Source organism: Coprococcus sp. RTP21428st1_C9_RTP21428_210409 (genome assembly GCF_040227395.1).
Classification (GTDB): domain Bacteria; phylum Bacillota; class Clostridia; order Lachnospirales; family Lachnospiraceae; genus Coprococcus; species Coprococcus aceti.
The window spans coordinates 43670-68331 of the sequence record NZ_JBEHVV010000002.1; the positions used below are offsets into that span (position 1 = coordinate 43670).

A 24662-nucleotide genomic window follows, 5' to 3' on the forward strand; every position below is an offset into this window, starting at 1 on the left:
CGTATGACAGATATAGAGAACCGGGTCGTTGATGAGGTAGAGAAGGTCGTAAAGGGAAAAAGAGATATAATAATCAAGGTCTATGCTGCCATACTTGCGGGTGGACATATACTGCTTGAGGATATCCCGGGTGTGGGCAAGACCACTCTTGCAACGGCATTTGCCAGAACTCTGGATATGAAATATAACAGAGTCCAGTTTACACCGGATGTTCTGCCGAGTGACATAATGGGATTTTCCATGTACAATGCAAAAAGCGGTGAGTTTGAGTACAGAGAGGGTTCAGCGTTCTGTAATCTGTTCCTTGCGGATGAGATAAACCGAACATCGCCTAAGACTCAGTCGGCACTCCTTGAGATCATGGAGGAAAAACATGTGACAGTCGATGCTGTTACAAGGGAACTTCCACAGCCTTTCACGGTCATGGCAACCCAGAATCCGGTTGGTTCGTCGGGAACGCAGATGCTTCCGGAGTCCCAGCTTGACAGATTCATGGTGAGACTTTCCATGGGATACCCATCCCACGAGGCTGCGGTGCAGATACTTAAAGGTCAGGAATTTGTACCTATGGACAGTGTAGAGAGAATAGTGACGAGAGATGAACTGATAGGTCTTCAGGATAAGGCGAGAACTCTGAGTGTGCATGATTCAATATTTGATTACATAGTGACTCTGGTTGAGGCTACCAGGGAGAGTGAGCTCTTCTCGATGGGAGCAAGTCCGCGAGGCGCAAATGCACTTCTGCGGATGAGCAGAGCAATGGCGGTGCTCTCTGGAAGAGAATATGTTGTGCCGGGAGACATAGCAGAGGTGTTCAACGACGTGCTTGGGCACAGGGTAAAGCTTGCAGCCCGTGCCAGAGCTAATGGAATGACTGTCGCAGAGGCTCTGGATGAAGTGAGAAGTCAGGTTAAGGTTCCAAGGACTTAGAACTGAGAACATAAGAGATATAAGTAAAGGAGGATCAGCGGATGAAGTACGCATGGCATGTATTCAAATACATTCTCGTGTTTGTTATAAATCTGTTGATCCTTCTTTTGGTGCATTCATATTTTAATTTCATAGTTATGATACTGATGATAGTTCTGCCGGTCGTGTCAATAGTATGCGCCTTTGTGCTTTCAAGGCATTTGACTGTAAAGTTTGGCGGCGGGGAGCAGAACCTTACGGTGGACTCGCCATTTCTCGTATCGGTTGTGCTCGACAACAGCAGCATTATTCCGAATATGAACACAGAGATAGAGATAAGCATGGAGAATGATCTTTTCCATACAAATGGCAGGCATACGCTGTGCATACCTGCATATTCGCGCAGTGCGAATGTGGTGGACTACCAGATCGCCCAGTCATATGTAGGTGCACTGGAGGTGAAAGCGGACAGAATATGCGTTACTGACTGGCTTGGATTTGTGAGGATAAAAAGCAAATGCAACTCGGTAAAAGAGTACAAGGTTTTCCCTTCCGGAAAGGTTGATGTGGAGGCGGATATGACCGCTGTTTCACAGGGGATGAACGAGGCTGAGGAGAGCCGGAAAAAAGGGCATGATTTCTCCGAGGTTGTGGATGTGAGAGAATACCAGCCGGGGGATAAGCTTCAGAATATACATTGGAAGCTGTCAGCAAAAAAAGACGTGCTGATGGTAAAGGACAGAGAGAGCATGTCGTCAAGCCAGCTCATGATATTGGTAGAGCTTGCCGATGATGAGACACATATATTGAATGATGTACTGAAATCCGCCTACGGCATGGCTGTAAGTCTGTTGGATGAACAACTGCCGTTTACATTCTATTACTGGAGCGGCGCGCAGGGCGATATAGTCAGGACTTCGATAGACAGCAGGGATGATCTCGCTGAATGGATGGAGAAGATCTTTTATGAGCAGGCGTATGCAGATTTTGGCTATGGGTTATCGATGCTTGAGAAGAATCTGGATTATGACAGAAGGATCATAGTTGTTTCCGGCGATATGAGAGCGGATGGCAATGTAGTGTTTACATATGGAGATCGTGTGAAAGGATACATAATTGGGTAGAATCTTTGGTAGAAAAAAGAAAACTGAAGACAGGAAAGCGGTAGAATTCTGTGAAGGTGTAAGGCTGCTCAACGATCCGGAGATCACAGATGGAGGCAGAGAAGGCGCGGATTACAGAAAAAGAAAGCTGCGCAGAAGAAAATCGGACAGCAGAGGTATTGCTGCAAAATGCCTGCTGGAGATATTTATCATAGGCGGTTCAATGTGCGGCTTTTTGTCGTGTATAGATATGGCGTACGGTGTTCCCGTTATATTTCTGGCGTATGCGCTGCTGGCCATGTACTTCTGTGGTCTGTTCAAATCAGGCAAGGTGTGGGTGAGAGATGTTGGATATGTCATATTTCTTGTCGCTTTTGTCCTGTTCATCATGCTCCTCAGACGTTATATAAACAGTGGATTTTATGCTATCGTAAATGAGTTTCTGGATCATGTGACTGATTATTATGGAGCCCAGGAGGTTAAGGTATTCTCCGAGACTTTGTCCAACAGGGCGCTCACTGTTCCTGTGGCAGCCATCGCTATAGGCTGTGTAGAGATAATAATCCTCAACATTTTCCTTAACACGAATATGAGTGTGTTCTGGGCAGTGTGGTTTTCACTTCCTGTGTTTATATTACCATTGTTTTTCAGGTTTGAGCCGGATGTTATTTACATGTTCATGGTATCCACAGGACTTTTGGGAGTTATCTGCCTTAAGGGAAATGGTCACTTCCGTATAACTGACAAGGACAGTACGTTTGAATATGATGAGAAGAAGCGAAGATTCAGTTACAGGCATAGTGACAGGGCGTCTCTGCAGCTTGCGGCCGGTGTGGCGGCTGTATGTATATTGGTGGGAAGTGCGGTTATCCTTGTCAAGCCGCAGCAGACTTATCTGTACAGGTATCGTGATAGCTCGGCGAAGAACAAGATCGAAGGCCCGCTTGGAAACCTCATCATGTATGGATTTGAATCCCTAAGGAATTCGGCGAATACCGGAGGACTGGCGAATGGAAAGCTTGGAGGCGTGTCGGATGTCACACTTGATGGACAGACGGATCTGATAATCACATTTGCACCATATAGCACAAACAGGATCTATCTGAAAGCGTTCGTTGGTGATGAGTATAGCTGGGATCATTGGGACAGAGATAAGGATGGCGACTATCCGTCACCGGTCAATTCTGAAGGACATGCCAGAGGACGAATGGATATACAGAACATAGATGGCGCCGGAGATCTAAAATATTACCCTTACTACACTGATATAGAAGCCATGAATACTTACAAAGAGGGCGATTCATTGTACAGTGTGGAGTACAGTCCATCCGCTCTGGCTGAGCCGGTTATGTCGTCGGTGGATGACAAGTATCTTGAGATTCCAGAGGAGAATATGGATTCAATACGAAGATTCTGTGAGAGCGCAGGAATCACGGAAAAAGACAGTGTGGATAATGTGCTGCAGAAGGTGTATATATACTTCCTGGAGAATTATCCGTACACACTGCATCCGGGAGCCACGCCGAGGGATGAGGATTATGTCAATTATTTCCTTGATACCACGAAGAAGGGCCTGTGTGCCAATTATGCCACTGCGGGGGCGCTGATCCTGAGATACATGGGGATACCCACAAGATATGTGGAGGGGTATGCCGTGGATTACACCGAGGTCCTTGACGGAACAATGCTCGATGAAGAACAGTTCAGTTACGATGATTATTATTCAGGCTCATCAGAGCTTGGAAGAACGGCTGTTGTTCAGGTGGATGTGGACGATGGCGGAGCTCATGCGTGGATAGAGGCGTTCATACGTGGCAGATGGCAGGTCGTGGAGCTGACACCTCCGTCGAGTGAAGATGAGGATGAGACCCAGGATGATTTCTGGTCCAGATTTGGAAGATGGCTAGTAGGTGATGACAGCGGAGATACCGGAACAGATACGACCGGCACAGCATTTTCACTTGGAAATGCCGTGTGGATAATATATGTTCTGGCGGGATGTATAGCATTTGCAGTGCTCTTGCTTGTGGGGCGTACAGCAGTCAGGAAGATAGTTCGTTTTGTGGGTTATCACAGGAGAGATAAGACTGGAAATGTGATAGCTTACTATAGGTATATGTGTGATTATGCAAGACTTGCGTCGGATGATTTTTCGAAGGCGGGAAATCACAGGCAGCAGCTTGAATATTTCTGTAAGGGCGCAGATCCGGCGGAGACTGAGGACCTTGCGGCATATATGGAAGGCATAAGCTATGGCGGCGAGGTGTCCGGGGACGAATATGTACAGCGTATGGGAGAACTTCGGGTGCTGTTCAGGAGCTTTAGGAGACAGGTTCCTTTTATGAAGAGGATATACATATTCCGAATGTTGTAGTATAGTTGACAGGTAGCAATGGATAATGGAGGTATAAGAGATGCTTGGAATCATAGGTGCGATGGACGAGGAAATCGCAAGACTGAAAGAGATGATAGATGGGCTCCAGGTCACAGACAAGTGTGGCATGAGCTTCTACAAAGGACAGATAGAAGGAACGGATGTCGTGGTCGTAAAGTGCGGTGTCGGCAAGGTCAATGCGGCCATGTGTACCCAGTCGCTGATCGACATGTATGGAGTGTCAGCTATCATCAACACCGGAATAGCCGGATCACTGGATGCTGACATAGATATAGGAGACATCGTTCTGGCTACGGATACCGTGGAGCACGATATGGATGTATCCGCCCTTGGATATGAGCCGGGTGTGATCCCTGATACAGAGCTGAGCGTGTTCAAGACCAGCGATGAGCTGCTTAAGATAGCACAGGACTCAGTGGATGCAGCAAATATAGGAGTCAAGGTGTTCACTGGAAGAGTGGTGAGCGGCGATCAGTTTATCTGGAGCAAGGACAAGAAGAAATGGCTTGTGGAGACATTTGGTGGAAGATGTGCAGAGATGGAGGGCGCGGCCATAGGACATGTTGCAGTGCTGAATAAGGTTCCGTACCTTGTTGTCCGGGCCATATCGGACAAGGCTGATGACAGTGCAGAGATGGATTATCCTACATTTGCGGCAAAGGCTATAGAGAACAGTGTAAACATGATGACAGAGATAATAAAGAGATATGAGGTGAAGTAGACATGGATAAGATAGCAAGTTTTCAGATAAATCATCTTCTCCTGAATCCGGGCATTTATGTGTCGAGAAAGGATAAGGCTGGGGATCAGATCCTCACAACATTTGACATAAGGATGACAAAGCCGAATTATGAGCCGGTTATGAACACTGCGGAGGTTCATACCATAGAGCATCTCGGTGCGACATTCTTGAGAAATAATGAAGAGTATAAGGACAGGGTCATATACTTTGGACCTATGGGCTGCAGGACGGGATTTTATCTCATACTCGCAGGCGATTATGAGTCGAAGGATATAGTGGAGCTTATGATATCAATGTTCGAATTCATAAGACATTATCACGATCCGATCCCTGGAGCAAATCCAAGAGAGTGCGGCAATTACCTGGATATGAATCTCGGTATGGCGAACTATCTTGCAGAGAAATTCCTGTCACAGGTTCTGTATGATATAGATGACAGCAGACTTAATTATCCAGAGGGTTAAATTCCAATTTACAAATGGGATCAAAATATACAGACCATGTAAAAAACGGGTGATTTTCAGTGGAAATTCGCTTTGTTGAGGAATGTTTGCCATTCTATTGACAATGAAGCTTGCGTGCTTTTTAATGCACGTAAGCTTTTTTTGTGCACATAAAACAGCTAAACAGATTCATGAAGACGGCTCTTACCGGATACGGTTACGAATGGGCTGAAACTCAAACAGAAAGGAAGAGATTATGAAAAGATTGTATGTATATAAGATTCTGCTGGCTGTTCTTCTGGCCGTATGTGTGGCCGGTGTGGTTTTTTATCATAGGTTCAGTACAAGGTCAAGTGCTGACGAACTGTATGTCGGGGAGAAAAGCAGGCATACTGATGTTATGGCCACCTCAACGGATGGAATTGCGGCTATGGCCGGATATGAGATAAGTTATGAAGATGTGGACTGCATCCTAAGCGGCGATGTGGTGTTTTACAATGGGATGCCATACACGAGGCATTACACGGTGCATAAGGACGGTGTAGAGTACAGGGCATACTGCGGCGATCATAAGAAAAATGAAGTTAAGAGCACGGACAAGGTGGCATTTTCCGTGACAAATGACAGACTGCTTCAGAAAGCGTTTCTGTATGGACCGGGAAGTGAATATGCGTGGTCTGGTTTTAAGGGGGTGTCCGCAGATCACAGACAGCTCATCATGACACTGACTTTGAATTATATAAGACATGGACAGTATTTTGACGTTATAGACGAATTCTATAAATACATATCGGAGACAAAGCGAGATGAGATCGTCCTTCAGGGAGATCAGGCAGATATAGAGATAATAGATGATGGAAGCAAAGAGAATTACGGTAATTATGTAAGTCTTAAGGATTATACCGGTTATGTGGATAAGAAGACTGGTGAGAAGAGAAGAAGAACCAGGATAATGAGGTGTAAGGCAGATGCTGAGAATGGAGTGAGGATCTCGGTACCGGCGGATACATGGCTCCATATCAGGAAAAGCGGAGAAAAGGAGTTCACCATCCACAAGACAGGTAAGGTAACTATAATGGGAGGCGACAGATTCTTTTTCAGTGCTGAGAAGGCTTATAAGGGAACGGGCACAGTAAAGTCTGGTAAAGGGATCCCTGGAGTTACAGTGTATACTGTAGATTCCACTCAGGTAGATGATGACCAGCAGTTGTTATTTGGAACGGTAGCTTCAAGCAGTATTTCTATGGATATTGAATGGACGGGAGAGAAGCCTGTTCTTGGAAAGTTCAGTCTGCACAAGACCGACAGAGATTCCGGCGCCGGTGTGGGAGAAGCTCTGTACAATATTGAGATGGAAGTGAAAAACGGCACACAGAGTCTGCGCACTCTGGTGGCTCAGATAGAGACTGATGAGAATGGACATGGTATAGTTGTGATGTCAGAATATGGCGGACTTGGAACCTATGAGATCACAGATATGCCGTTCGGAACATACAGGATATATGAGGAAAGGGCTCCGTACAACTATGAGAGAAACAGTGCTGTGGCACAGCTCGTTATAAACGAAGAAGGAGAATTCCTGTCCGTGGATGGCAAGGAGGTCAGTACATCCACGGAGCTTGAAATAAGCTGGGAGACTTGGGACAAGGTGATCTCAGGCAAGATTGATCTGAGCATATACAAACAGGATGCGGAGACGGGAGATAAATCTCAGGGAGATGCTGTCTTGTCAGGGGCTGAGTTTACAGTCAATTATTACAGGAATTTTTATAATTCCGTGGACGAGCTCCCAGAGAAGCCGAATCAGAGCTGGACGCTTAAGACGGATGACAGCGGTAAGTGCGGCCTTGAGGATGTGGTTTTGCAGACGGGAACAATCACGGTTCAAGAGACAAAAGCCCCAGAAGGGTACACGCTTGTGAATTCAATATTTAAAAGCGCAAAGGATGGCAATATTATAAAGGATAGTTCAGATGGAATATATCTGGACAGAATAGAACAGGATGGCGACACTGTTCGTCTGGTAAATGGCTACGAGCTTGTGGTCGGGAACCATGTCGTAAGAGGTGACTTCAAATTCAAAAAAGTGGATGCCGAGGATGGGACAGCGATCGCAAATGTGAGATTCCTCGTCGAGAACTCCGATGGCACCCAGTCTGCGGAGATAACAACTGATGCCAATGGCGAATACTCCAGTTCTACGGATGATATCTGGTTTGGGGATGGAAAGCCGGACAAGACCAAAGGATCACTGCCGTATGGAGAGTACACATTGACAGAGCTTCGTTGTGATGCAAATAGGGGAAAGTATAAGAGCATTGCTCCGATAAAATTCAAAATAGATTCAGATGAGTGCGTGTTTGATCTTGGGGACATAGTTGATGAGAGGATGCCGAAGATAGAATCTGTGGCGAAGAACAGTGAAGACGGATCGAAGTTCATTGATCCGGATGCGGAAACTGCAGATATCACGGACACGGTGAGTATGAAAGGGCTGGATAGCGGGCACAGATATAAACTGAGCGGAAGCGTTGTCTCACAGGAGTCGGGCAGACCGCTTGGGGCAGATGGATCAACGTCAGATAAATGTTTTACCGCAGATGCAGAGGAGATGACTGTGGATGTGAATTTCAGTTTTTCGGCTGACAGCATAAGTGGTTCGGCTCTTGTCTGCTATGAGGTGCTTACGGATGAGGATTATGATGGCGAGGTCGTAGCTTCACATGAGGATGTGAACCTTGCTTCACAGACAGTTTATACAAAAGAAAAAGAGAAGATCAGAGGGAGCATAAGTGTCCACAAGACGGATGATATTCTGGAGACACCTCTTGCGGATGCGGAGTTCACATTGTACAGGGCATCTGATCATGAAAAGCTCATGACAAAAAAGACTGACAAAGCCGGCAGTGTAGAATTCACCGGACTCGAGCCGGGAGAGTATTATATAAAGGAGACCAGAACTCCCAAGGGTTATATTGCCGACCCGGGGGTAAATTCTATACCGGTGAGCGTGCCGGAGAGTGCAGATGAGCCACCGGTGATAAATGTCAAAAATCACTATGGCATGGTGCATATACTCAAGACGGATCAGGAGGATGGCAGTCCGCTTGCCGGGGCTGTGTTTGGCATATATGATGACCGGGGTGCTCTGATCGCAAAAGCTGAATCGGAAGAAAATGGACAGGCTGTATTTTACGGACTTTCCAGAGGCACGTATAGCATAGAGGAGTTAGCTGCCCCGGAGGGTTACGAAAAAACAGACAAAAAAATTCAGATAGACACATCAAAAAGTGAATATACCATGGATGATCCGGTGATCATAACAAATCAGAAAATAAAAGAACATCCATCACCCGACACACCAAACACTCCTGATACGCCGGACACCGGAGATCGGGATCCTGTTTCGAAGGTCATACTGCTTATGTGCTTTGCCGTAGTTTCGGTTGCGGGAATCGTATTTTACAGGAAAAAATTTACCGGAGAATCAAAATGACAGTAATAATAACATGGGACAATGTGGTTGACCTTTAGATTTATAAGTGATAACATACAAAATGGACTTGTATAAATAATAAATATCACGTGAGGTGCGAAAGATGAGTAAAAGTTTTGATGATTTATTGGCAAAGGTTTCACAGTGCAGCAGAAAGACAGTTTCAGTTGCAGTAGCACAGGATGCGCCTATTCTTGAGGCTGTAAAGGCAGCAAAGGAGAAGGGAATCGCAGATGCTATACTTGTGGGTGACGAGGCAAAGATCAGAGAGGTCGCAGATCAGATCGGTATGGATCTTACAGGTTATGAGATCGTAAATGAGCCAGATGATATAGAGGCTTCACTTAAGGCAGTGAAACTTGTTCATGATCATAAGGCTGACATGTATATGAAGGGACTTCTCTCAACAAAGGATTTCCTGAAGAGTGTCCTCAACAAAGAGGTTGGTCTCAGAAATGGTAAGCCACTTTCACATGTATGTGTATTTGAGATCCCTGGTATTGACAGACTCCTGTACCTTACAGATGTTGCGTTCATGACTTATCCTTCACTTGAGGAGAAGAAGTCGATCATAGAGAACTCTGTAGAGGTTGCTCATGCGTGCGGAATACCTTGTCCAAAGGTTGCTCCACTTGCAGCAGTAGAGGTTGTAAATCCTAAGATGCCTGTAACAGTAGAGGCTGCTGAGCTCACAAAGATGAACGAGAACGGTGAGATCACAGGCTGTATCGTTGACGGACCTCTTTCAATGGATCTTGCGATCGAGCCAGAGGCAGCTATCCATAAGGGAGCTACAGACAGAAAGATCGTTGGAGATGCCGATATCCTTCTGTTCCCAGACATACATGCAGGTAACCTTGTATACAAGACACTTGTTCATACAACAAAGTGTAAGAACGGATGTATCATAACAGGTACAGATGCTCCTGTAATCCTTACATCAAGATCAGATACATTTGAGGTTAAGCTCAACTCAATAGCACTTGCAGCAGTTGTTGCAGAGTCACTTAAGGCAAACAAATAAGCCATACATAAAAAACATTTGGAGGTTTAAAAAATGTCATATAAGATTCTTATAATAAACCCAGGTTCAACATCGACAAAGATCGGTGTGTTCGAGGACGAGACACTTCTGTTTGAGGAGACACTCAGACATACAACAGAGGAGCTTGCAGGCTTCAATATGATAGTAGATCAGAAGGACTTCAGAAAGAAGGTTATTCTTGATGTCCTTGCTGAGAAGAACTTTGACATCAAGACACTTGATGTATGTGTAGGACGTGGTGGAATGCTCAAGCCAATCCCAGGCGGTACATACGCAGTAAGCGATGACCTTCTTGAGGATCTTAAGATCGGTAAGCAGGGCCAGCATGCATCAAACCTTGGCGGTATCCTCGCAAGAGAGATCGGTGATGAGCTCGGAGTTCCTTCATACATCGTAGATCCAGTCGTTGTTGATGAGCTTATGCCATCATCAAGACTTTCAGGAGTACCTGAGCTTCCAAGAATAAGCGTGTTCCATGCACTCAACCAGAAGGCAGTAGCCAAGAGATATGCAAAGGAAGTTGGCAAGAAGTACACAGACCTGAACCTCATCGTAGTACATATGGGTGGCGGTGTATCAGTTGGTGCCCATGATCACGGTAAGGTAGTAGATGTATACAACGCACTTGACGGTGACGGTGCATTCTCACCAGAGAGAGCAGGTGGCGTTCCTTCAGGAGCACTTGTAAAGATGTGCTTCTCAGGCGAGTATACACAGGCTGAGGTTATGAAGAAGCTCGTTGGAAAGGGCGGCTTCAACGCTTACATCGGAAGCAACGATGCAAGAGATCTTGAGAAGCTTGTCAATGAGGGCGATGAGCATGCAAAGCTTGTTCAGGATGCATTCTATCAGCAGGTTGCCAAGGATATAGGTGGTATGGCAACAGTTCTCAGAGGAAAGGTTGATCAGATCATCCTCACAGGTGGAATCGCATATTCAAAGCACACATGCGAAGAGCTTGAGAAGAGAGCAGGATTTATCGCTCCATTTACAGTATATGCAGGAGAGGATGAGCTTCTTGCACTTGCTCAGGGCGCACTCAGAGTCATGAATGGCGAAGAGGAGCCAATGAAGTATTAAGAGAAAAGTGATTTTCAGATAAAAAGTTCATGGCATATAACAGAAATTGCCATTATAACATAAGCCGTATTGTTAATAATACTAACAAGACGAAAGTCTTAAATAATTATTTCAATATGGAGGTACAGGGTTATGGCAAGTTCAAACTCTAACAAGACAAGTGTTCCAGAGGCAAAGAGTGCTATGAACAAGTTCAAGATGGAGGTAGCCAAGGAGATCGGTGTTGATCTTAAGGATGGCTACAATGGAGATTTAACATCAGCTCAGTCAGGTTCAATCGGTGGCGAGATGGTTCGTCAGATGATCAAGAGACAGGAAGAGCAGATGTCAGGAAGATAAGCCTGGCTTATAATCTCCGTTAGATCTACGAACAAAAAGAAGACCTGGTGTATGATCCATACATCAGGTCTTTTGTGTCGTGAAAACTTTGTATTATAATAATAGTATAATGGACTGGACAATCATTTGCACATTATGATATAATCGATGATTGATGTGGACTTTGTCCACACATATAAACAAGAAAAAGATAAATGGATGCTATCTGAGTGCCTTAATTGTAGGGCTTAAGGCACCATTTGCACATTTCAAGGAGGAAATAAAAAGATGAGTTTCACAGTAGAAAAGCTTGAGCACAGCATGGCAAAGCTTACAATCACAGTACCTGCAGCAGATTTTGACAAGGCAATGACAGCAGCTTACAACAAGACAAAGAACAGATTCAATGTTCCAGGCTTCCGTAAGGGCAAGGTGCCAATGGCATTCATCGAGAAGATGTATGGCCCGGAAGTATTCTATGAGGATGCTGCAAATGCAATGATCAACGAGTATTATCCAAAAGAGGCTGTAGCTTCAGAGCTTGAGATCGCATCACAGCCAGTTATTGACGTAATAGAGATGGGCAAGGGCAAGGATTTCGTATTCACAGCAGAGGTTGCTGTAAAGCCTGAGGTTACACTTGGCGATTACAAGGGAATCGAAGTTGAGAAGATCGACGTTGAAGTAACAGATGATGAGGTTCTTGAGGACATCAAGAAGGAGCAGCTTCAGAACGCAAGAAAGGTACTCGTAGAGGGAAGAGCAGCACAGCTTGACGACGAGGTTACTCTTGACTTCGAGGGTTTTGTTGATGGTGTTCCATTTGATGGTGGAAAGGGTGAGAACTACAAGCTCGTTCTTGGCTCACATTCATTCATCGATACATTTGAGGATCAGCTTGTTGGTAAGAACATCGGAGAGGATGTTGAGGTTAACGTAACATTCCCAGAGGATTACCAGGCTGAGGAGCTTGCAGGAAAGCCGGCAGTATTCAAGTGCAAGATCAACTCTATCACAGAGTCACAGCTTCCAGAGCTCAATGATGAGTTCGCAAGCGAGGTAGGCGGATGCGATACACTTGACCAGTACAAGGAAGAGGTAAAGCAGAAGATACTTGCAAAGAAGAACAGAGACGCTGCAAACGAGAAGGAAGCAAAGGTTCTTGACAAGGTTATCGAGAACGCAACTATGGATATTGCAGATGCACAGGTTGAGGATATGCAGAAGAGAATGAAGGATGAGTTCGCTCAGACACTTCAGTATCAGGGAATCAGCCTTGAGCAGTATATGCAGATCGTAAACGTTACAGAGGAGTCTCTCATGGAGAGAATCAAGCCGGACGCACTCAAGAGAATCCAGCAGAGAGCAGTTCTTGAGGCTGTAGTAAAGGCTGAGAACATTGAGGCTACTGACGAGGAAGTTGACGAGGAGCTTTCAAAGATGGCAGCTCAGTACCAGATGAAGCTTGAGGATATCAAGGGATTCATGGGCGACGCAGAGAAGGACAGCATCAAGAAGGATGTAGCAGTTAAGAAGGCTGCAAAGCTTCTTGTAGATGAGTCAAAGGAAGTTTAATATTTTAACAGACAGATTGGCTTGATATGTATTGGAGGTAGATAACATGGCATTGGTACCATACGTTGTAGAACAGACTAGCCGCGGAGAGCGAACATACGATATTTATTCTAGATTGCTGAAAGACAGAATCATCTTTCTTGGAGATGAGGTCAATGATGCAACTGCAAGCCTTGTTATAGCACAGTTGTTATTCCTTGAGTCAGAGGATCCTTCAAAGGATATCTCATTATATATCAACAGTCCGGGTGGATCAGTTACAGCCGGAATGGGAATATATGACACAATGAGATATATCAAGTGTGATGTTTCAACAATATGCTGTGGAATGGCAGCGAGCATGGGAGCATTTCTTCTTGCAGGAGGAACAAAGGGCAAGAGATATGCACTTCCAAACTCGGAGATCATGATACATCAGCCACTTGGTGGAACTCAGGGACAGGCAACAGAGATAGAGATCGCAGCCAGACATATATTAAAGACAAAAGAGAAACTCAACAAAATGCTGAGTGAGAATACAGGAAAACCACTTGATGTTATCGCGGCAGATACAGATCGTGATAACTGGATGACTGCTGAGGAGGCTTGTGCATACGGCCTTATCGACAGCGTTATAACAAACAGATAATACAGATAGAGATATCTGATATGTAGAAGATGTATCAGTTGGTTGGAGCCAGCCTGCAGAACCGGCGATGTATTCGCAGATTCTGGAAAAGACTGGCTCCAGACAATTATAAATAGTGAATAATCGAGGTATTGTAATGGCAGATCGTAGTGACGAGAGAAAACAGCTCAGATGTTCTTTCTGTAATAAGACACAGGATCAGGTTAGAAAACTCATAGCCGGACCTGGGGCTTACATATGTGATGAATGCGTAGAGATATGCTCAGAGATAATAGAAGAAGAACTGGTTGACGCAGGACTTGATTCAGATGGTGATATCAATCTGTTAAAGCCAAAGGAAATAAAAGAATTTCTTGATGAGTATGTAATAGGTCAGGAAGAGGCAAAAAAGGTACTGGCGGTTGCCGTGTACAACCATTATAAGAGAATACTTGCGCAGAAGGATTTTGAGGTTGAATTACAGAAGAGTAATATCCTCATGGTTGGCCCAACGGGATCAGGTAAGACATATCTTGCCCAGACCCTTGCAAAATTGTTAAACGTTCCTTTTGCAATAGCAGATGCTACAACTCTCACAGAGGCTGGATATGTAGGAGAGGATGTTGAGAACATTCTCCTGAAGCTTATACAGGCCGCTGATTATGACATAGAGAGAGCTGAGCATGGAATAATCTATATTGATGAGATAGACAAGATCACAAAGAAGAGCGAGAACGTATCCATAACCAGAGACGTGTCGGGTGAGGGCGTTCAGCAGGCTTTGTTAAAGATAATAGAGGGCACTGTGGCTTCAGTTCCACCTCAGGGTGGAAGAAAGCATCCGCATCAGGAGCTTATCCAGATCGATACGACCAACATATTATTCATATGTGGTGGTGCGTTCGAGGGACTGGAGAAGATCATAGAGAACAGAGTTGGCCAGAAATCAATTGGCTTTAATGCAGAGGTTATAGAGCAGTCAGAGCAGGACGTTGGACAGCTCCTCAAGCAGGTTATGCCACATGACTTTGTAAAGTATGGACTTATCCCTGAATTTGTGGGAAGAGTTCCTGTTGCAGTGACTCTGGATCTTCTGGATGAGGATGCACTTGTGAGAATACTGACAGAGCCAAAGAGTGCAATATGCAAGCAGTATAAGAAGCTTTTTGAGCTTGATGGAGTTCAGCTTGAGATAGAGGATGATGCACTCAGAGAGATAGCAAAGGAAGCTATGGAGCGTAAGACCGGAGCTAGAGGACTTCGAGCTATCATGGAGAATGCTACACTTAATCTTATGTACGAGATCCCTTCAGATCCAACTATAGAGAAGTGTGTTATTACCAAGGGTGTCATAACAGGCGATGAAGAACCTGTACTGACTTACAGAGATCCATCAGAGGATACAGACCTTCCTAAGAAAAAGGTAAGGAAGAAAAAGGCAAATACAGATAACGGCGAGAGTGCATAGTCATTATTGCCGAAATGAGACGTTACAACGCTGACATACATTTGCGCCCTTATAAGCCTTTAAATGTGCAGTGTTGATAACGTCTTATTTTTTAATGATATATACGGAGATAACAGGTATGAATGAGAAAATGTTAGAGATGACAATGATTAGTCTTGACGATGGCGTGGTTATGCCGGAATTGTCCTTCTATCTTGATGCGACAACGCGTGAAGCCTGCGAGGCGGTGGGACATGCAGTCAAGAATGAGGAATGTATATTTCTGGCAAATCCTGTTCATAAGAACGGCGATAAGACAGTTTCGTTTTATGAGATAGGTGTCATAGCCAGGATAAAGCAGTTTGTCAGACTTCAGAACAAAGGCATGAGAGTTCTCATACAGACTGAGAAGAGAGCGCGCCTTGTGGATTACAGCAAGGATAAATATTATGTGTGCCACGTGACAGATGTGGAGGAGACTAACGACATCAGCGAGGATGAGGAGAAGGCTATACAGAGCATACTCAAGGAAAAGCTTAAGGAAGCATTTGACGAGGGTATAGTGAAGAACAACGTTCTGTACAGGGAGATACGTTCATTCAAGTCTGTCAGAAAGCTGGTTGACAGCATGGCCGACTATGTGAATATATCTGATGACAACAGGCAGGAGCTTCTGGAGATGCTAGATGTCAGAAGCCGCGCTATGAGGTTGATACAGATAATGGAGGAAGTTCTCGGAATCGGCAAGATCAAGAAAGAGATCATGGAAAAGGTCAATCAGGAGACCGCTGAGAATCAGAGAAAGTATGTGCTCAGAGAGCAGATGTCCGTTATCCGTAAGGAGCTTGGTGACGACGGCGTAGATGCAAATGTCAGAGAATTTCAGAAGAGACTCGATGAGGCGGGCTGCAGCCAGGAAGTATACGATAAGATAGAAAAAGAGATAAATTACTATAAGGGCATACCTCAGAATGCAGTTGAGAGCAGTGTGTCGGCAAACTATATCGATGTGATGCTCAGCTATCCGTGGAATGTGTCAACGGAAGATAATAATGATCTGCAGTCAGCCATAGACATACTTGACAAAGATCACTATGGCCTTGAGGAGGTCAAAGAGAGGATCGTTGATTATCTTGCTGTTCATATATTGAGCAATAAGGGGGACCTTCCGATCATTTGTCTTGTGGGACCTCCGGGAACAGGAAAGACATCCATAGCAAGGTCGATAGCCCGTGCAACATCGAGGAAATATGTCCGCTTATCACTGGGCGGAGTCCACGATGAGGCGGAGATCCGAGGTCACAGGAAAACATATGTGGGAGCTATGCCTGGAAAGATTGTACAATCCATGATAAAGGCAAAGACGAACAACCCGCTCATGCTTCTCGATGAGATAGACAAGGTGAGCAGTGATTACAAGGGAGACGTGTCATCGGCACTTCTCGAGGTGCTTGATGGTGAGCAGAACAAAGAGTTCAATGATCACTATTTTGGAGTGCCGGTGGATCTGAGCAATGTACTGTTCATAGCAACGGCGAACGACCTCTCCGGTATACCGGGGCCGCTCCTCGACAGAATGGAAGTTATAAATATATCGGGATACACGGAGAATGAGAAGTATCATATAGCAAAGCTGTACCTTGTGGAGAAGACCCGTGAGAAGAACGGACTGACAAAATCTCAGTTCAAGATAGATGCCGGTGCCATAAGGGAGATCATAAGCCACTACACGAGAGAGGCGGGAGTCAGAAGTCTTGAGAGAAATATAGACAAGGTGTGTCGGAAGGCCTGCCGCAAGATACTCACCGGTGAGATGGATGTGGTCAAAGTCACAAAGAAGAATATCCAGGATTTCCTTGGCCCATACAAATATAAAGATGAGAATGGAAATCTGAAGAATAAAATTGGCGCTGTCAGAGGCCTTGCTTGGACGGCGGTTGGCGGTGTCACTCTGGAGATAGAGGTCAATGTGCTTCCGGGGACAGGAACTCTTCAGCTCACAGGTAAGATGGGCGATGTTATGAAGGAATCCGCTTATGCGGGAATGAGTTATATCAGATCCCTCAAGGAATCACTGGCGCTTGGAGACGATTACTTTGCAAAGCACGATTTCCATATCCATATACCGGAGGGGGCAGTTCCAAAGGATGGTCCGTCTGCCGGAATAACCATGGCGACAGCGTTGTATTCAGCCATATTTAACGTGCCGGTTAATGGCAGAATAGCTATGACAGGAGAGATAACTCTCAGAGGAGAGGTGCTTCCTATTGGAGGCCTGAAGGAGAAGCTCCTTGCAGCCAAGATGATCGGTGTTAAAGATATACTGATACCGTCGAAAAATGAGAGCGATTATCTGGAGCTGGATGAAGAGATAACATCGGGAGTCAATATTCATTTAGTGGAAGACATGAGGCAGGTGCTTGACCTTGCCCTTGTCAGATAAGGAGAAGTATATGATAGTAAAGAGCGCTGAGCTTGAGACTGTGTGTGGAATTACAAGTAAATTACCTGATAACGATCTCCCGGAGATCGCATTTGCCGGCAAGTCAAATGTAGGAAAATCATCTCTGATAAATGGATTGCTTAACAGGAAGTCGCTTGCCAGAACATCCGCGCAGCCAGGTAAGACACAGACGATCAATTTCTATAATGTAAATAAAAATCTGTACTTTGTGGATCTGCCGGGATATGGATATGCAAAAGTATCGGTGGAGATAAGAGCAAAATGGGGCAAGATGATCGAGAGATACCTTCACGGTTCTCCGCAGCTCAAAAAGGTATTCCTGCTGATAGACATAAGACATGTGCCATCGGAGAATGACTGCATGATGTATGACTGGATCGTGGACAATGGCTATGAGCCGGTGATCATTTGCACAAAACTGGACAAGATCAAGAGAAGCCAGGTTCAGAAGAACTTGAAGCTCATACGTGAGAAACTGGATCTTGTTCCTGGAACAACGATGATACCGTTCTCCGCACAGACAAAGCAGGGAAGAGATGAGATCTGGAATCTCATAGAGGAGACACTGGCACAGGAGCAGCAGTAAAGTAATATGAACATATAGTCAGATAAATAGACAAAAAAATGACTGAGAATATCGAGGAGTATAATTCTTTTCGGTATTCTCAGTCATTTTTATGCTGATATTAGCTGGATGTGTTGGATGCCCATAACTGTTTTACGAGTATATCATATATCTCAGTGCTTTTCTGACGCCAGTTGTCACATATGGCAACAGCCACGGCCTGGGTAGGCACGCTGAACTTTATATCCAGCAGCGGCTCGTTCCTGTCGTTGATGACGCAGGAGACGGTATATTCATTGGAATCGTTGAGGTAGTAGTCAGACTGTATCTCAGTTTCCTTTTTGAGGTTGATCTGCTGTTTCTCAAAGAAATCCAGTATATCCTGTTTGATGGCATATGGGATCCTGTTCTCGAACATGCTCAGGGCTTCCTCACCTTTGTAGGTTATCTTATAATGGGATGCGCCTCTTATGCTTGATACATATACAAATTCGCTTTCTATAAGTCCATTTATGGCTTCCTGAAGAGTGAAATAATTGGTGTAGCCCTTCTCCAGAACAAAGTCTGAAATCTGTGAATTGGTCAGAGTGAAGTTAACTCTGTCAAGCATATAGAGCACTATGAGTTTATATAATACAATAGATTCGGTTCCCATATCGTGTATCCTTTGTTAAAATGTTTGTCCGTGCTGATGAACGGACAACATTCATATGATAACATTAGTAAAATTTAAAATCAATATATTTACAATTGTTCTATTTATGTTATAATGAGCGGGAATAATATGCGTGCTTAGCGCATTTTTATTTTTTTACCGTAATTGAATTTGATGTATCATTGAGAGACACTACTTATTTCTTAGAGTGTTTATATTCCCATAATACTTAATTTATTTGTTAATCATTGGTTTCAGTGAAAGGAGACAATTATATATGGATTTTAGTAAAGCTTCTCTTGCAGAGTTGCGTCAGTTTACCAAGGATAATGGTATAAAAGGCTGCTCGGGAATGAAGAAGGCGGAGCTTGCGCAGTTCCTCATAAAATATGTGGAGGAGCATGTGACAGCGGTTTCAGTGGAAAATAAGAAAAATGTGTCAGAGCCTAAGACTGAGCATGTGGTCAGAGAGACAGCCGGAGACACAGAATACAGAAAAACCAGGATAGTACATCACTCTGAGGGCTCAAGAGGTGATGATTCCAGGGAGAACAATGGACAGAGACGTATGAGAAGAATGGCTACATATCAGGATCACAGCCAGAATCAGGAGAGATACCAGGATAGAGGTCAGAATCAGGACAGAAACCAGGAAAGGTATCAGGACAGAGGTCAGAGCCAGGAGAGATACCAGGACAGAGGCCAGAACCAGGACAGAGTCCAGTCAAATCAGGCGGCACAGAACGTGAACGAGTATCTGCCGGAGCTCGACAGTGGAAGACAGGCTCACGGAATACTTGAGGTCATGCCTGAGGGATATGGCTTCATAAGAAGTGCAAATTATCTTCCGGGAGATCAGGATATATATGTGTCACCGGCACAGATCAGAAGATTTGGTCTCAAGACAGGAGATATAGTCACAGGTAATATAAGAAACAAGACACAGGGAGAAAAGTTCAGTGCCCTTTTATATGTGGCAAGCGTGAACGATGAGGATCCTGCGGTCATAGCGGCCCGCAAGAGCTTTGAGGAGATGACCCCTATCTTCCCTAATGAGAGGATAGAGCTTGACGGAGACGGTGCTCCTATCCCTATCAGGATGATCAATCTTCTTGCCCCTATAGGTAAGGGACAGAGAGGCATGATCGTTTCACCACCTAAGACAGGAAAGACGACTCTTCTCAAGCAGATCGCAAAGCAGATCAGCAGAAAATATGAGGATATGCACCTGCTCGTCCTTCTCATAGATGAGAGACCTGAGGAGGTAACAGACATAAGAGAGTCCATAGAGGGCCCTAATGTGGAGGTTATCTATTCAACATTTGATGAGCTTCCAGAGCATCATAAGAGAGTGTCAGAGATGGTCATTGAGAGAGCAAAGAGACTTGTGGAGTCCAAGAAGGATGTCGTGATCCTGCTCGACAGTATCACACGTCTGGCAAGAGCGTATAACCTCACGGTCGCTCCTAGCGGAAGAACTCTGTCAGGTGGTCTTGATCCTGCAGCGCTTCACATGCCAAAGAGATTCTTTGGCGCCGCCAGAAACATGCGTGAGGGAGGAAGCCTTACGATCCTTGCCACAGCGCTGGTCGACACGGGCAGCAAGATGGATGACGTTGTATTTGAGGAGTTCAAGGGAACCGGTAACATGGAGCTTGTGCTTGACAGAAAGCTCTCAGAGAAGAGGATATTCCCTGCCATAGATATAGCAAAATCCGGCACCAGAAGAGATGATCTTCTCCTCAACAAGGAAGAGCAGGAGGTTGTCACAGCCATTCACAAGGAGCTCATGGGAAGTAAATCAGAGGATATTCTTGAGGATGTCAGAAAGCTGTTTGTTCGTACCAGAAACAACAAAGAATTTATCCACTATGTAAAGCAGTCACTTCTCAGAAAATAACAGCAGGATTGTTGAGATGATTTTGTCAAAAAAATCAAAAAACTGCTTGCATTGTACTGGCCACTATGTTAGAATACAGAAGTTGTGTTATGAAGAACCCTGGCTTTATGCCTGTTCTCATATATAAATATATATGTAAAGAGGTGAAAAAGAATGCGTAAAGGAATACATCCAGATTACTATCAGGCAAAGGTTGTATGTAACTGTGGTAACGAGTTCGTTACAGGATCAACAAAGGAAGAGATTCACGTAGAAATTTGCTCAAAGTGTCATTCATTCTACACAGGTCAGCAGAAGGCAATCAAAGCACGTGGTAGAATTGATATGTTTAATAAGAAGTATGGCGTTCAGGCCAACTAATAAAAACGTTGATAGCTTGAGGTTATTTTACAATAATCTCAAGCTGTTTTTTTATTATCCAGTTAAATATACCGATAGGAGATTGGCGTGAAGAGAGTAAGAATAGGCGGTCAGGCTGTCATGGAAGGTGTCATGATGAAAAATGGCGACAGATATGCGGTGGCAGTCAGAAAACCGGATAAAGATATAGAAGTGAAAGTTGTGGATTATGTGTCCATGGCATCGAGAAGTGTATTTTTCAGAGTTCCTATAATCAGGGGAGTTGTCAATTTCGTGGAATCCCTCGTGATAGGAGTGAAGACCCTCACATACTCAGCATCGTTTTACGATGACGAGGAGCCTGAGAAGGCGGAGAAAGAGAAGGCGGAGAAAGAGAAAAAAGAAAAGAAAAAAGAGAGGACACCTGAGCAGCAGAAAAGAGCGGACGATGCGGCGATGATAGGTACAGTGTTATTTTCACTTGTATTTGCCATCGCGTTATTCATGATGCTTCCTGCATTTATCGGGGAACTCATAGACAAGGTTATAGATAACAGGATCATAATGTCTGCCATAGAGGGAGTTATAAGACTTGGAATATTCCTGGGATATGTGGCACTCATATCGCTTATGAAGGATATACAGAGAGTGTTCATGTACCATGGGGCAGAGCACAAGACGATCAACTGTTTTGAGGCTGGGGTGCCACTGACTCCGGAGAACGTGAAGAAGTATTCAAGATATCATAAGAGATGCGGAACAAGCTTTCTGTTCATCGTAATGATAATAAGCATAATTGTTTTCATGTTTATAAGCGCAGATACGGCATGGCTCAGACTTGTCATAAGACTGCTGCTGGTTCCGGTAATCGCCGGTATATCATACGAATTTATAATGTTTGCTGGCAAGAGTGATTCAAAGCTTGCAAATGCGCTGTCAGTTCCGGGAATGTGGGTTCAGAGACTCACCACAAGGGAGCCGGATCTTGACATGATAGCAGTTGCGATAAAGTCCGTGGAGGCAGTTATAGACTGGGAGGCATACCAGGACGCCATGCACAAGGGCGAGATAGAAGATTAAAGGATTTCGATAGAGATGAAGCTGTGTGAACTTTTGAGAATGGGACGGGACAGGCTGGAGAAAAGTGATGTTCCTGATGCGGATATAGACGCTGATATATTGTGGCAGTACCTGTCGGGTATGAACCGTATGGATATGATCATGGCCAGAGAAGATGACGTGGATGATGATAAATCGGAAGCCTACATGAAGCTCATAGAAAAGAGGAGCACAAGGATTCCGCTTCAGTATATCACAGGTGAGCAGAATTTCATGGGATATGATTTTGATACCGCAGAAGATGTGCTCATTCCAAGGATGGACACAGAGACTCTTGTTGAGACGGCATTGAAGCTTGTAAAGGACGCTGACCATAACGTTGATGTTCTGGACATGTGCTGCGGTTCGGGCTGCATAGGAGTATCGTTTGGACTCTGGAACAAGAACAGCAGGATCGTACTTGCCGATGTATCTGAGGCAGCGATCGGTCTTGCAAGGAGAAATGTAGCGAAACTGTGTGCAGGGGATGATAGATTTGAAGTGGTCAGGACGGATCTCTTTGAGCAGATATCCGGGAAATATGACCTCATACTGTCGAATCCTCCATATATAAGAAGTGATGTCATAGAGACACTCATGCCGGAGGTCAGGGAGCATGAACCACATCTGGCACTTGACGGAACGGCGGATGGATTGTATTTTTATAGAATAATAGCCGATAAGGCGAGAGAATATATAAAGGATGAAGGATATGTTGTATTCGAGATTGGCAATGATCAGGCAGAAGATGTACAGTACCTCCTTGTAGATTCAGGTTATGACGATATACATGTTGTACAGGATCTGAGTGGTAATGACCGGGTGGTGTACGGCAGATATGACAGAGAAGATAACCGGTAGATTTAACGCTGCAGGAGACAGCGTGACAGAATGAATATAGAGAGGTATAGATATGTTTGACAGATTAGAAGAACTTGTAGATAAGCTTGATACGATAAATAATCAGCTCACCGATCCTGATGTTGTGTCAGATCAGAACAAATTCAGAAAGCTCATGAAGGAGCAGAGCGATCTCTCACCTATAGTTGAGAAGTACCATGAGTACAAGGATGCAAAGACTACCATAGAGGACAGTCTTGAGATTCTTGAGGAGGAGAGCGACGAGGAGCTCCGCGAGATGGCAAAGGAAGAGATGAATGAGGCAAAGGCGAATCTCGAGACCATAGAGCAGGAACTCAAGATTCTTCTGCTTCCAAAGGATCCTAACGATTCCAAGAACGTAATCGTGGAGATCCGCGCTGGTGCAGGCGGAGATGAGGCTGCTCTGTTCGCATATGAGGTGTACAGAATGTACCAGAAATATGTTGACCAGTTCAAGTGGAAGGTTGAACTTATGAGTGTCAACGAGAACGGTATCGGAGGATTCAAGGAGGCTGTGTTCATGATCACCGGAGACGGTGCGTACTCCAAGATGAAGTACGAGAGTGGTGTACACAGAGTACAGCGTATACCTAAGACAGAGTCAGGCGGAAGAATCCATACATCGACCATAACAGTTGCGGTTATGCCTGAGGCTGAGGAAGTTGATGTAGAGATAAATGAGAATGATATAAGAATAGATGTAATGCGAGCATCAGGAAACGGTGGACAGTGTGTCAATACAACCGATTCGGCAGTACGTCTTACACATATACCTACAGGAATAGTGATCTACAGCCAGACAGAGAAATCACAGCTCCAGAACAAGGCAAAGGCATTTGCCCTTCTGAGATCAAAGCTGTACGACATGGAGCTCCAGAAGCAGCATGACGCAGAGGCTGCGGACAGAAGAAGCCAGATAGGAACAGGAGACAGATCAGAGAAGATCAGAACATACAATTTCCCTGAGGGAAGAGTTACAGATCACAGGATCAAGCTCACATTATACAAGCTTGACCAGATCATGAACGGAGATCTGAATGAACTTATAGACAGTCTTATAGCGGCTGACCAGACAGCAAAGCTGGCACAGGTGAATGAGGAGGAATAATATGGCAGCGTGGAGTGACAATATAAGAAAAGTAGAACCTTATGTTCCGGGTGAACAGCCTAGGGATACAGATGTGATAAAGCTCAATACGAATGAGAATCCGTACGGCCCGTCACAGAGAGTGAAGAATGTAATGATGGATATCGATACACTCAGATTATATCCGGATCCAACAGCATCGGCACTTGTCGATGTGCTTGCAGAGTATCACGGAGTTGATCCTTCACAGGTATTTGTGGGAGTGGGTTCGGATGATGTGCTTGCCATGTCGTTTCTTACATTTTTCAACTCTGACAAACCAATATTGTTCCCTGACATTACATATTCCTTCTATGATGTGTGGGCAGAGCTTTTCAGTATCCCTTACGAGAGACCGGCACTTGACGAAAACTTCAGGCTGGTGAAGGAGAATTACTACAGAGAGAACGGGGGAATCGTATTCCCTAATCCAAATGCCCCTACAGGAATATACGAGGACATAAAGAATGTGG

21 protein-coding genes are annotated in these 24662 nt (G+C 44.8%); 20 read left to right on the forward strand and 1 reads right to left on the reverse strand.

Annotated elements, in window-relative coordinates:
* Positions 1-3: 3 nt before the first annotated feature.
* From ABUA34_RS00755 to yihA, 14 genes are all read left to right on the forward strand, one after another.
* On the forward strand, positions 4-930 hold the full coding sequence (locus ABUA34_RS00755) for an AAA family ATPase (RefSeq protein WP_022216037.1): 927 nt from the start codon (positions 4-6) through the stop codon (positions 928-930).
* A gap of 41 nt (positions 931-971) precedes the next feature.
* The gene (locus ABUA34_RS00760) at positions 972-2033 is read left to right on the forward strand and encodes a DUF58 domain-containing protein (RefSeq protein ID WP_349822687.1); all 1062 of its coding nucleotides are present in this window, start codon (positions 972-974) and stop codon (positions 2031-2033) included.
* Positions 2026-4386, forward strand: a complete 2361-nt coding sequence (locus ABUA34_RS00765) for a transglutaminase domain-containing protein (protein ID WP_349822688.1) — start codon at positions 2026-2028, stop codon at positions 4384-4386. Before ABUA34_RS00760 ends, ABUA34_RS00765 begins: the two co-directional genes overlap by 8 nt.
* 40 nt (positions 4387-4426) lie before the next feature.
* Positions 4427-5128 carry a 5'-methylthioadenosine/adenosylhomocysteine nucleosidase gene (locus ABUA34_RS00770; protein WP_349822689.1) on the forward strand — a complete coding sequence of 234 codons (702 nt, stop codon included), beginning with the start codon at positions 4427-4429 and terminating at the stop codon, positions 5126-5128.
* A gap of 2 nt (positions 5129-5130) precedes the next feature.
* Complete coding sequence (locus ABUA34_RS00775; protein ID WP_015534167.1) at positions 5131-5613, forward strand: S-ribosylhomocysteine lyase; 483 nt, start codon at positions 5131-5133, stop codon at positions 5611-5613.
* Positions 5614-5848: 235 nt separating this feature from the next.
* Positions 5849-9088, forward strand: coding sequence for a SpaA isopeptide-forming pilin-related protein (locus ABUA34_RS00780; RefSeq protein WP_349822690.1), 3240 nt, complete (start codon positions 5849-5851; stop codon positions 9086-9088).
* Positions 9089-9191: 103 nt separating this feature from the next.
* The gene (gene ptb / locus ABUA34_RS00785) at positions 9192-10112 is read left to right on the forward strand and encodes a phosphate butyryltransferase (RefSeq protein ID WP_022216032.1); all 921 of its coding nucleotides are present in this window, start codon (positions 9192-9194) and stop codon (positions 10110-10112) included.
* A 33-nt stretch (positions 10113-10145) separates the two neighbouring features.
* On the forward strand, positions 10146-11213 hold the full coding sequence (gene buk / locus ABUA34_RS00790; protein WP_015534166.1) for a butyrate kinase: 1068 nt from the start codon (positions 10146-10148) through the stop codon (positions 11211-11213).
* A gap of 132 nt (positions 11214-11345) precedes the next feature.
* The gene (locus ABUA34_RS00795; protein ID WP_015534165.1) at positions 11346-11552 is read left to right on the forward strand and encodes an alpha/beta-type small acid-soluble spore protein; all 207 of its coding nucleotides are present in this window, start codon (positions 11346-11348) and stop codon (positions 11550-11552) included.
* Between the two features lie 267 nt (positions 11553-11819).
* Positions 11820-13106 (forward strand): trigger factor, encoded by a 1287-nt coding sequence (tig, locus tag ABUA34_RS00800; RefSeq protein ID WP_015534164.1) that lies wholly within the window; start codon positions 11820-11822, stop codon positions 13104-13106.
* Positions 13107-13152: 46 nt separating this feature from the next.
* Positions 13153-13734: an ATP-dependent Clp endopeptidase proteolytic subunit ClpP gene (gene clpP / locus ABUA34_RS00805; RefSeq protein ID WP_015534163.1), complete on the forward strand. Its 582-nt coding sequence runs from the start codon at positions 13153-13155 to the stop codon at positions 13732-13734.
* Between the two features lie 136 nt (positions 13735-13870).
* Positions 13871-15181 carry an ATP-dependent Clp protease ATP-binding subunit ClpX gene (gene clpX / locus ABUA34_RS00810; RefSeq protein ID WP_022216030.1) on the forward strand — a complete coding sequence of 437 codons (1311 nt, stop codon included), beginning with the start codon at positions 13871-13873 and terminating at the stop codon, positions 15179-15181.
* A 118-nt stretch (positions 15182-15299) separates the two neighbouring features.
* A complete protein-coding gene (lon, locus tag ABUA34_RS00815; RefSeq protein ID WP_117874156.1) occupies positions 15300-17603 on the forward strand; it encodes an endopeptidase La in 2304 nt (767 codons plus the stop codon).
* 10 nt (positions 17604-17613) lie between these two features.
* Positions 17614-18210, forward strand: coding sequence for a ribosome biogenesis GTP-binding protein YihA/YsxC (gene yihA, locus ABUA34_RS00820; protein WP_015534161.1), 597 nt, complete (start codon positions 17614-17616; stop codon positions 18208-18210).
* 100 nt (positions 18211-18310) lie between these two features.
* On the opposite strand, the gene ABUA34_RS00825 is transcribed toward yihA, so the two are convergent.
* Positions 18311-18844, reverse strand: a complete 534-nt coding sequence (locus ABUA34_RS00825; protein ID WP_015534160.1) for a DUF4364 family protein — start codon at positions 18842-18844, stop codon at positions 18311-18313.
* Between the two features lie 277 nt (positions 18845-19121).
* On the opposite strand from ABUA34_RS00825, the gene rho reads away from it, so the two are divergent.
* From rho to ABUA34_RS00855, 6 genes are all read left to right on the forward strand, one after another.
* Positions 19122-20744, forward strand: coding sequence for a transcription termination factor Rho (rho, locus tag ABUA34_RS00830; RefSeq protein WP_238050321.1), 1623 nt, complete (start codon positions 19122-19124; stop codon positions 20742-20744).
* A gap of 153 nt (positions 20745-20897) precedes the next feature.
* Positions 20898-21104 carry a 50S ribosomal protein L31 gene (gene rpmE / locus ABUA34_RS00835; RefSeq protein ID WP_004853176.1) on the forward strand — a complete coding sequence of 69 codons (207 nt, stop codon included), beginning with the start codon at positions 20898-20900 and terminating at the stop codon, positions 21102-21104.
* 87 nt (positions 21105-21191) lie between these two features.
* Complete coding sequence (locus ABUA34_RS00840) at positions 21192-22163, forward strand: DUF1385 domain-containing protein (protein WP_238050320.1); 972 nt, start codon at positions 21192-21194, stop codon at positions 22161-22163.
* A 39-nt stretch (positions 22164-22202) separates the two neighbouring features.
* Positions 22203-23042, forward strand: a complete 840-nt coding sequence (gene prmC, locus ABUA34_RS00845) for a peptide chain release factor N(5)-glutamine methyltransferase (RefSeq protein WP_242849640.1) — start codon at positions 22203-22205, stop codon at positions 23040-23042.
* Between the two features lie 52 nt (positions 23043-23094).
* Complete coding sequence (gene prfA / locus ABUA34_RS00850; protein WP_015534158.1) at positions 23095-24171, forward strand: peptide chain release factor 1; 1077 nt, start codon at positions 23095-23097, stop codon at positions 24169-24171.
* A 1-nt stretch (position 24172) separates the two neighbouring features.
* The coding region (locus tag ABUA34_RS00855; protein WP_349822691.1) for an aminotransferase class I/II-fold pyridoxal phosphate-dependent enzyme at positions 24173-24662 on the forward strand (490 nt) is incomplete at its 3' end.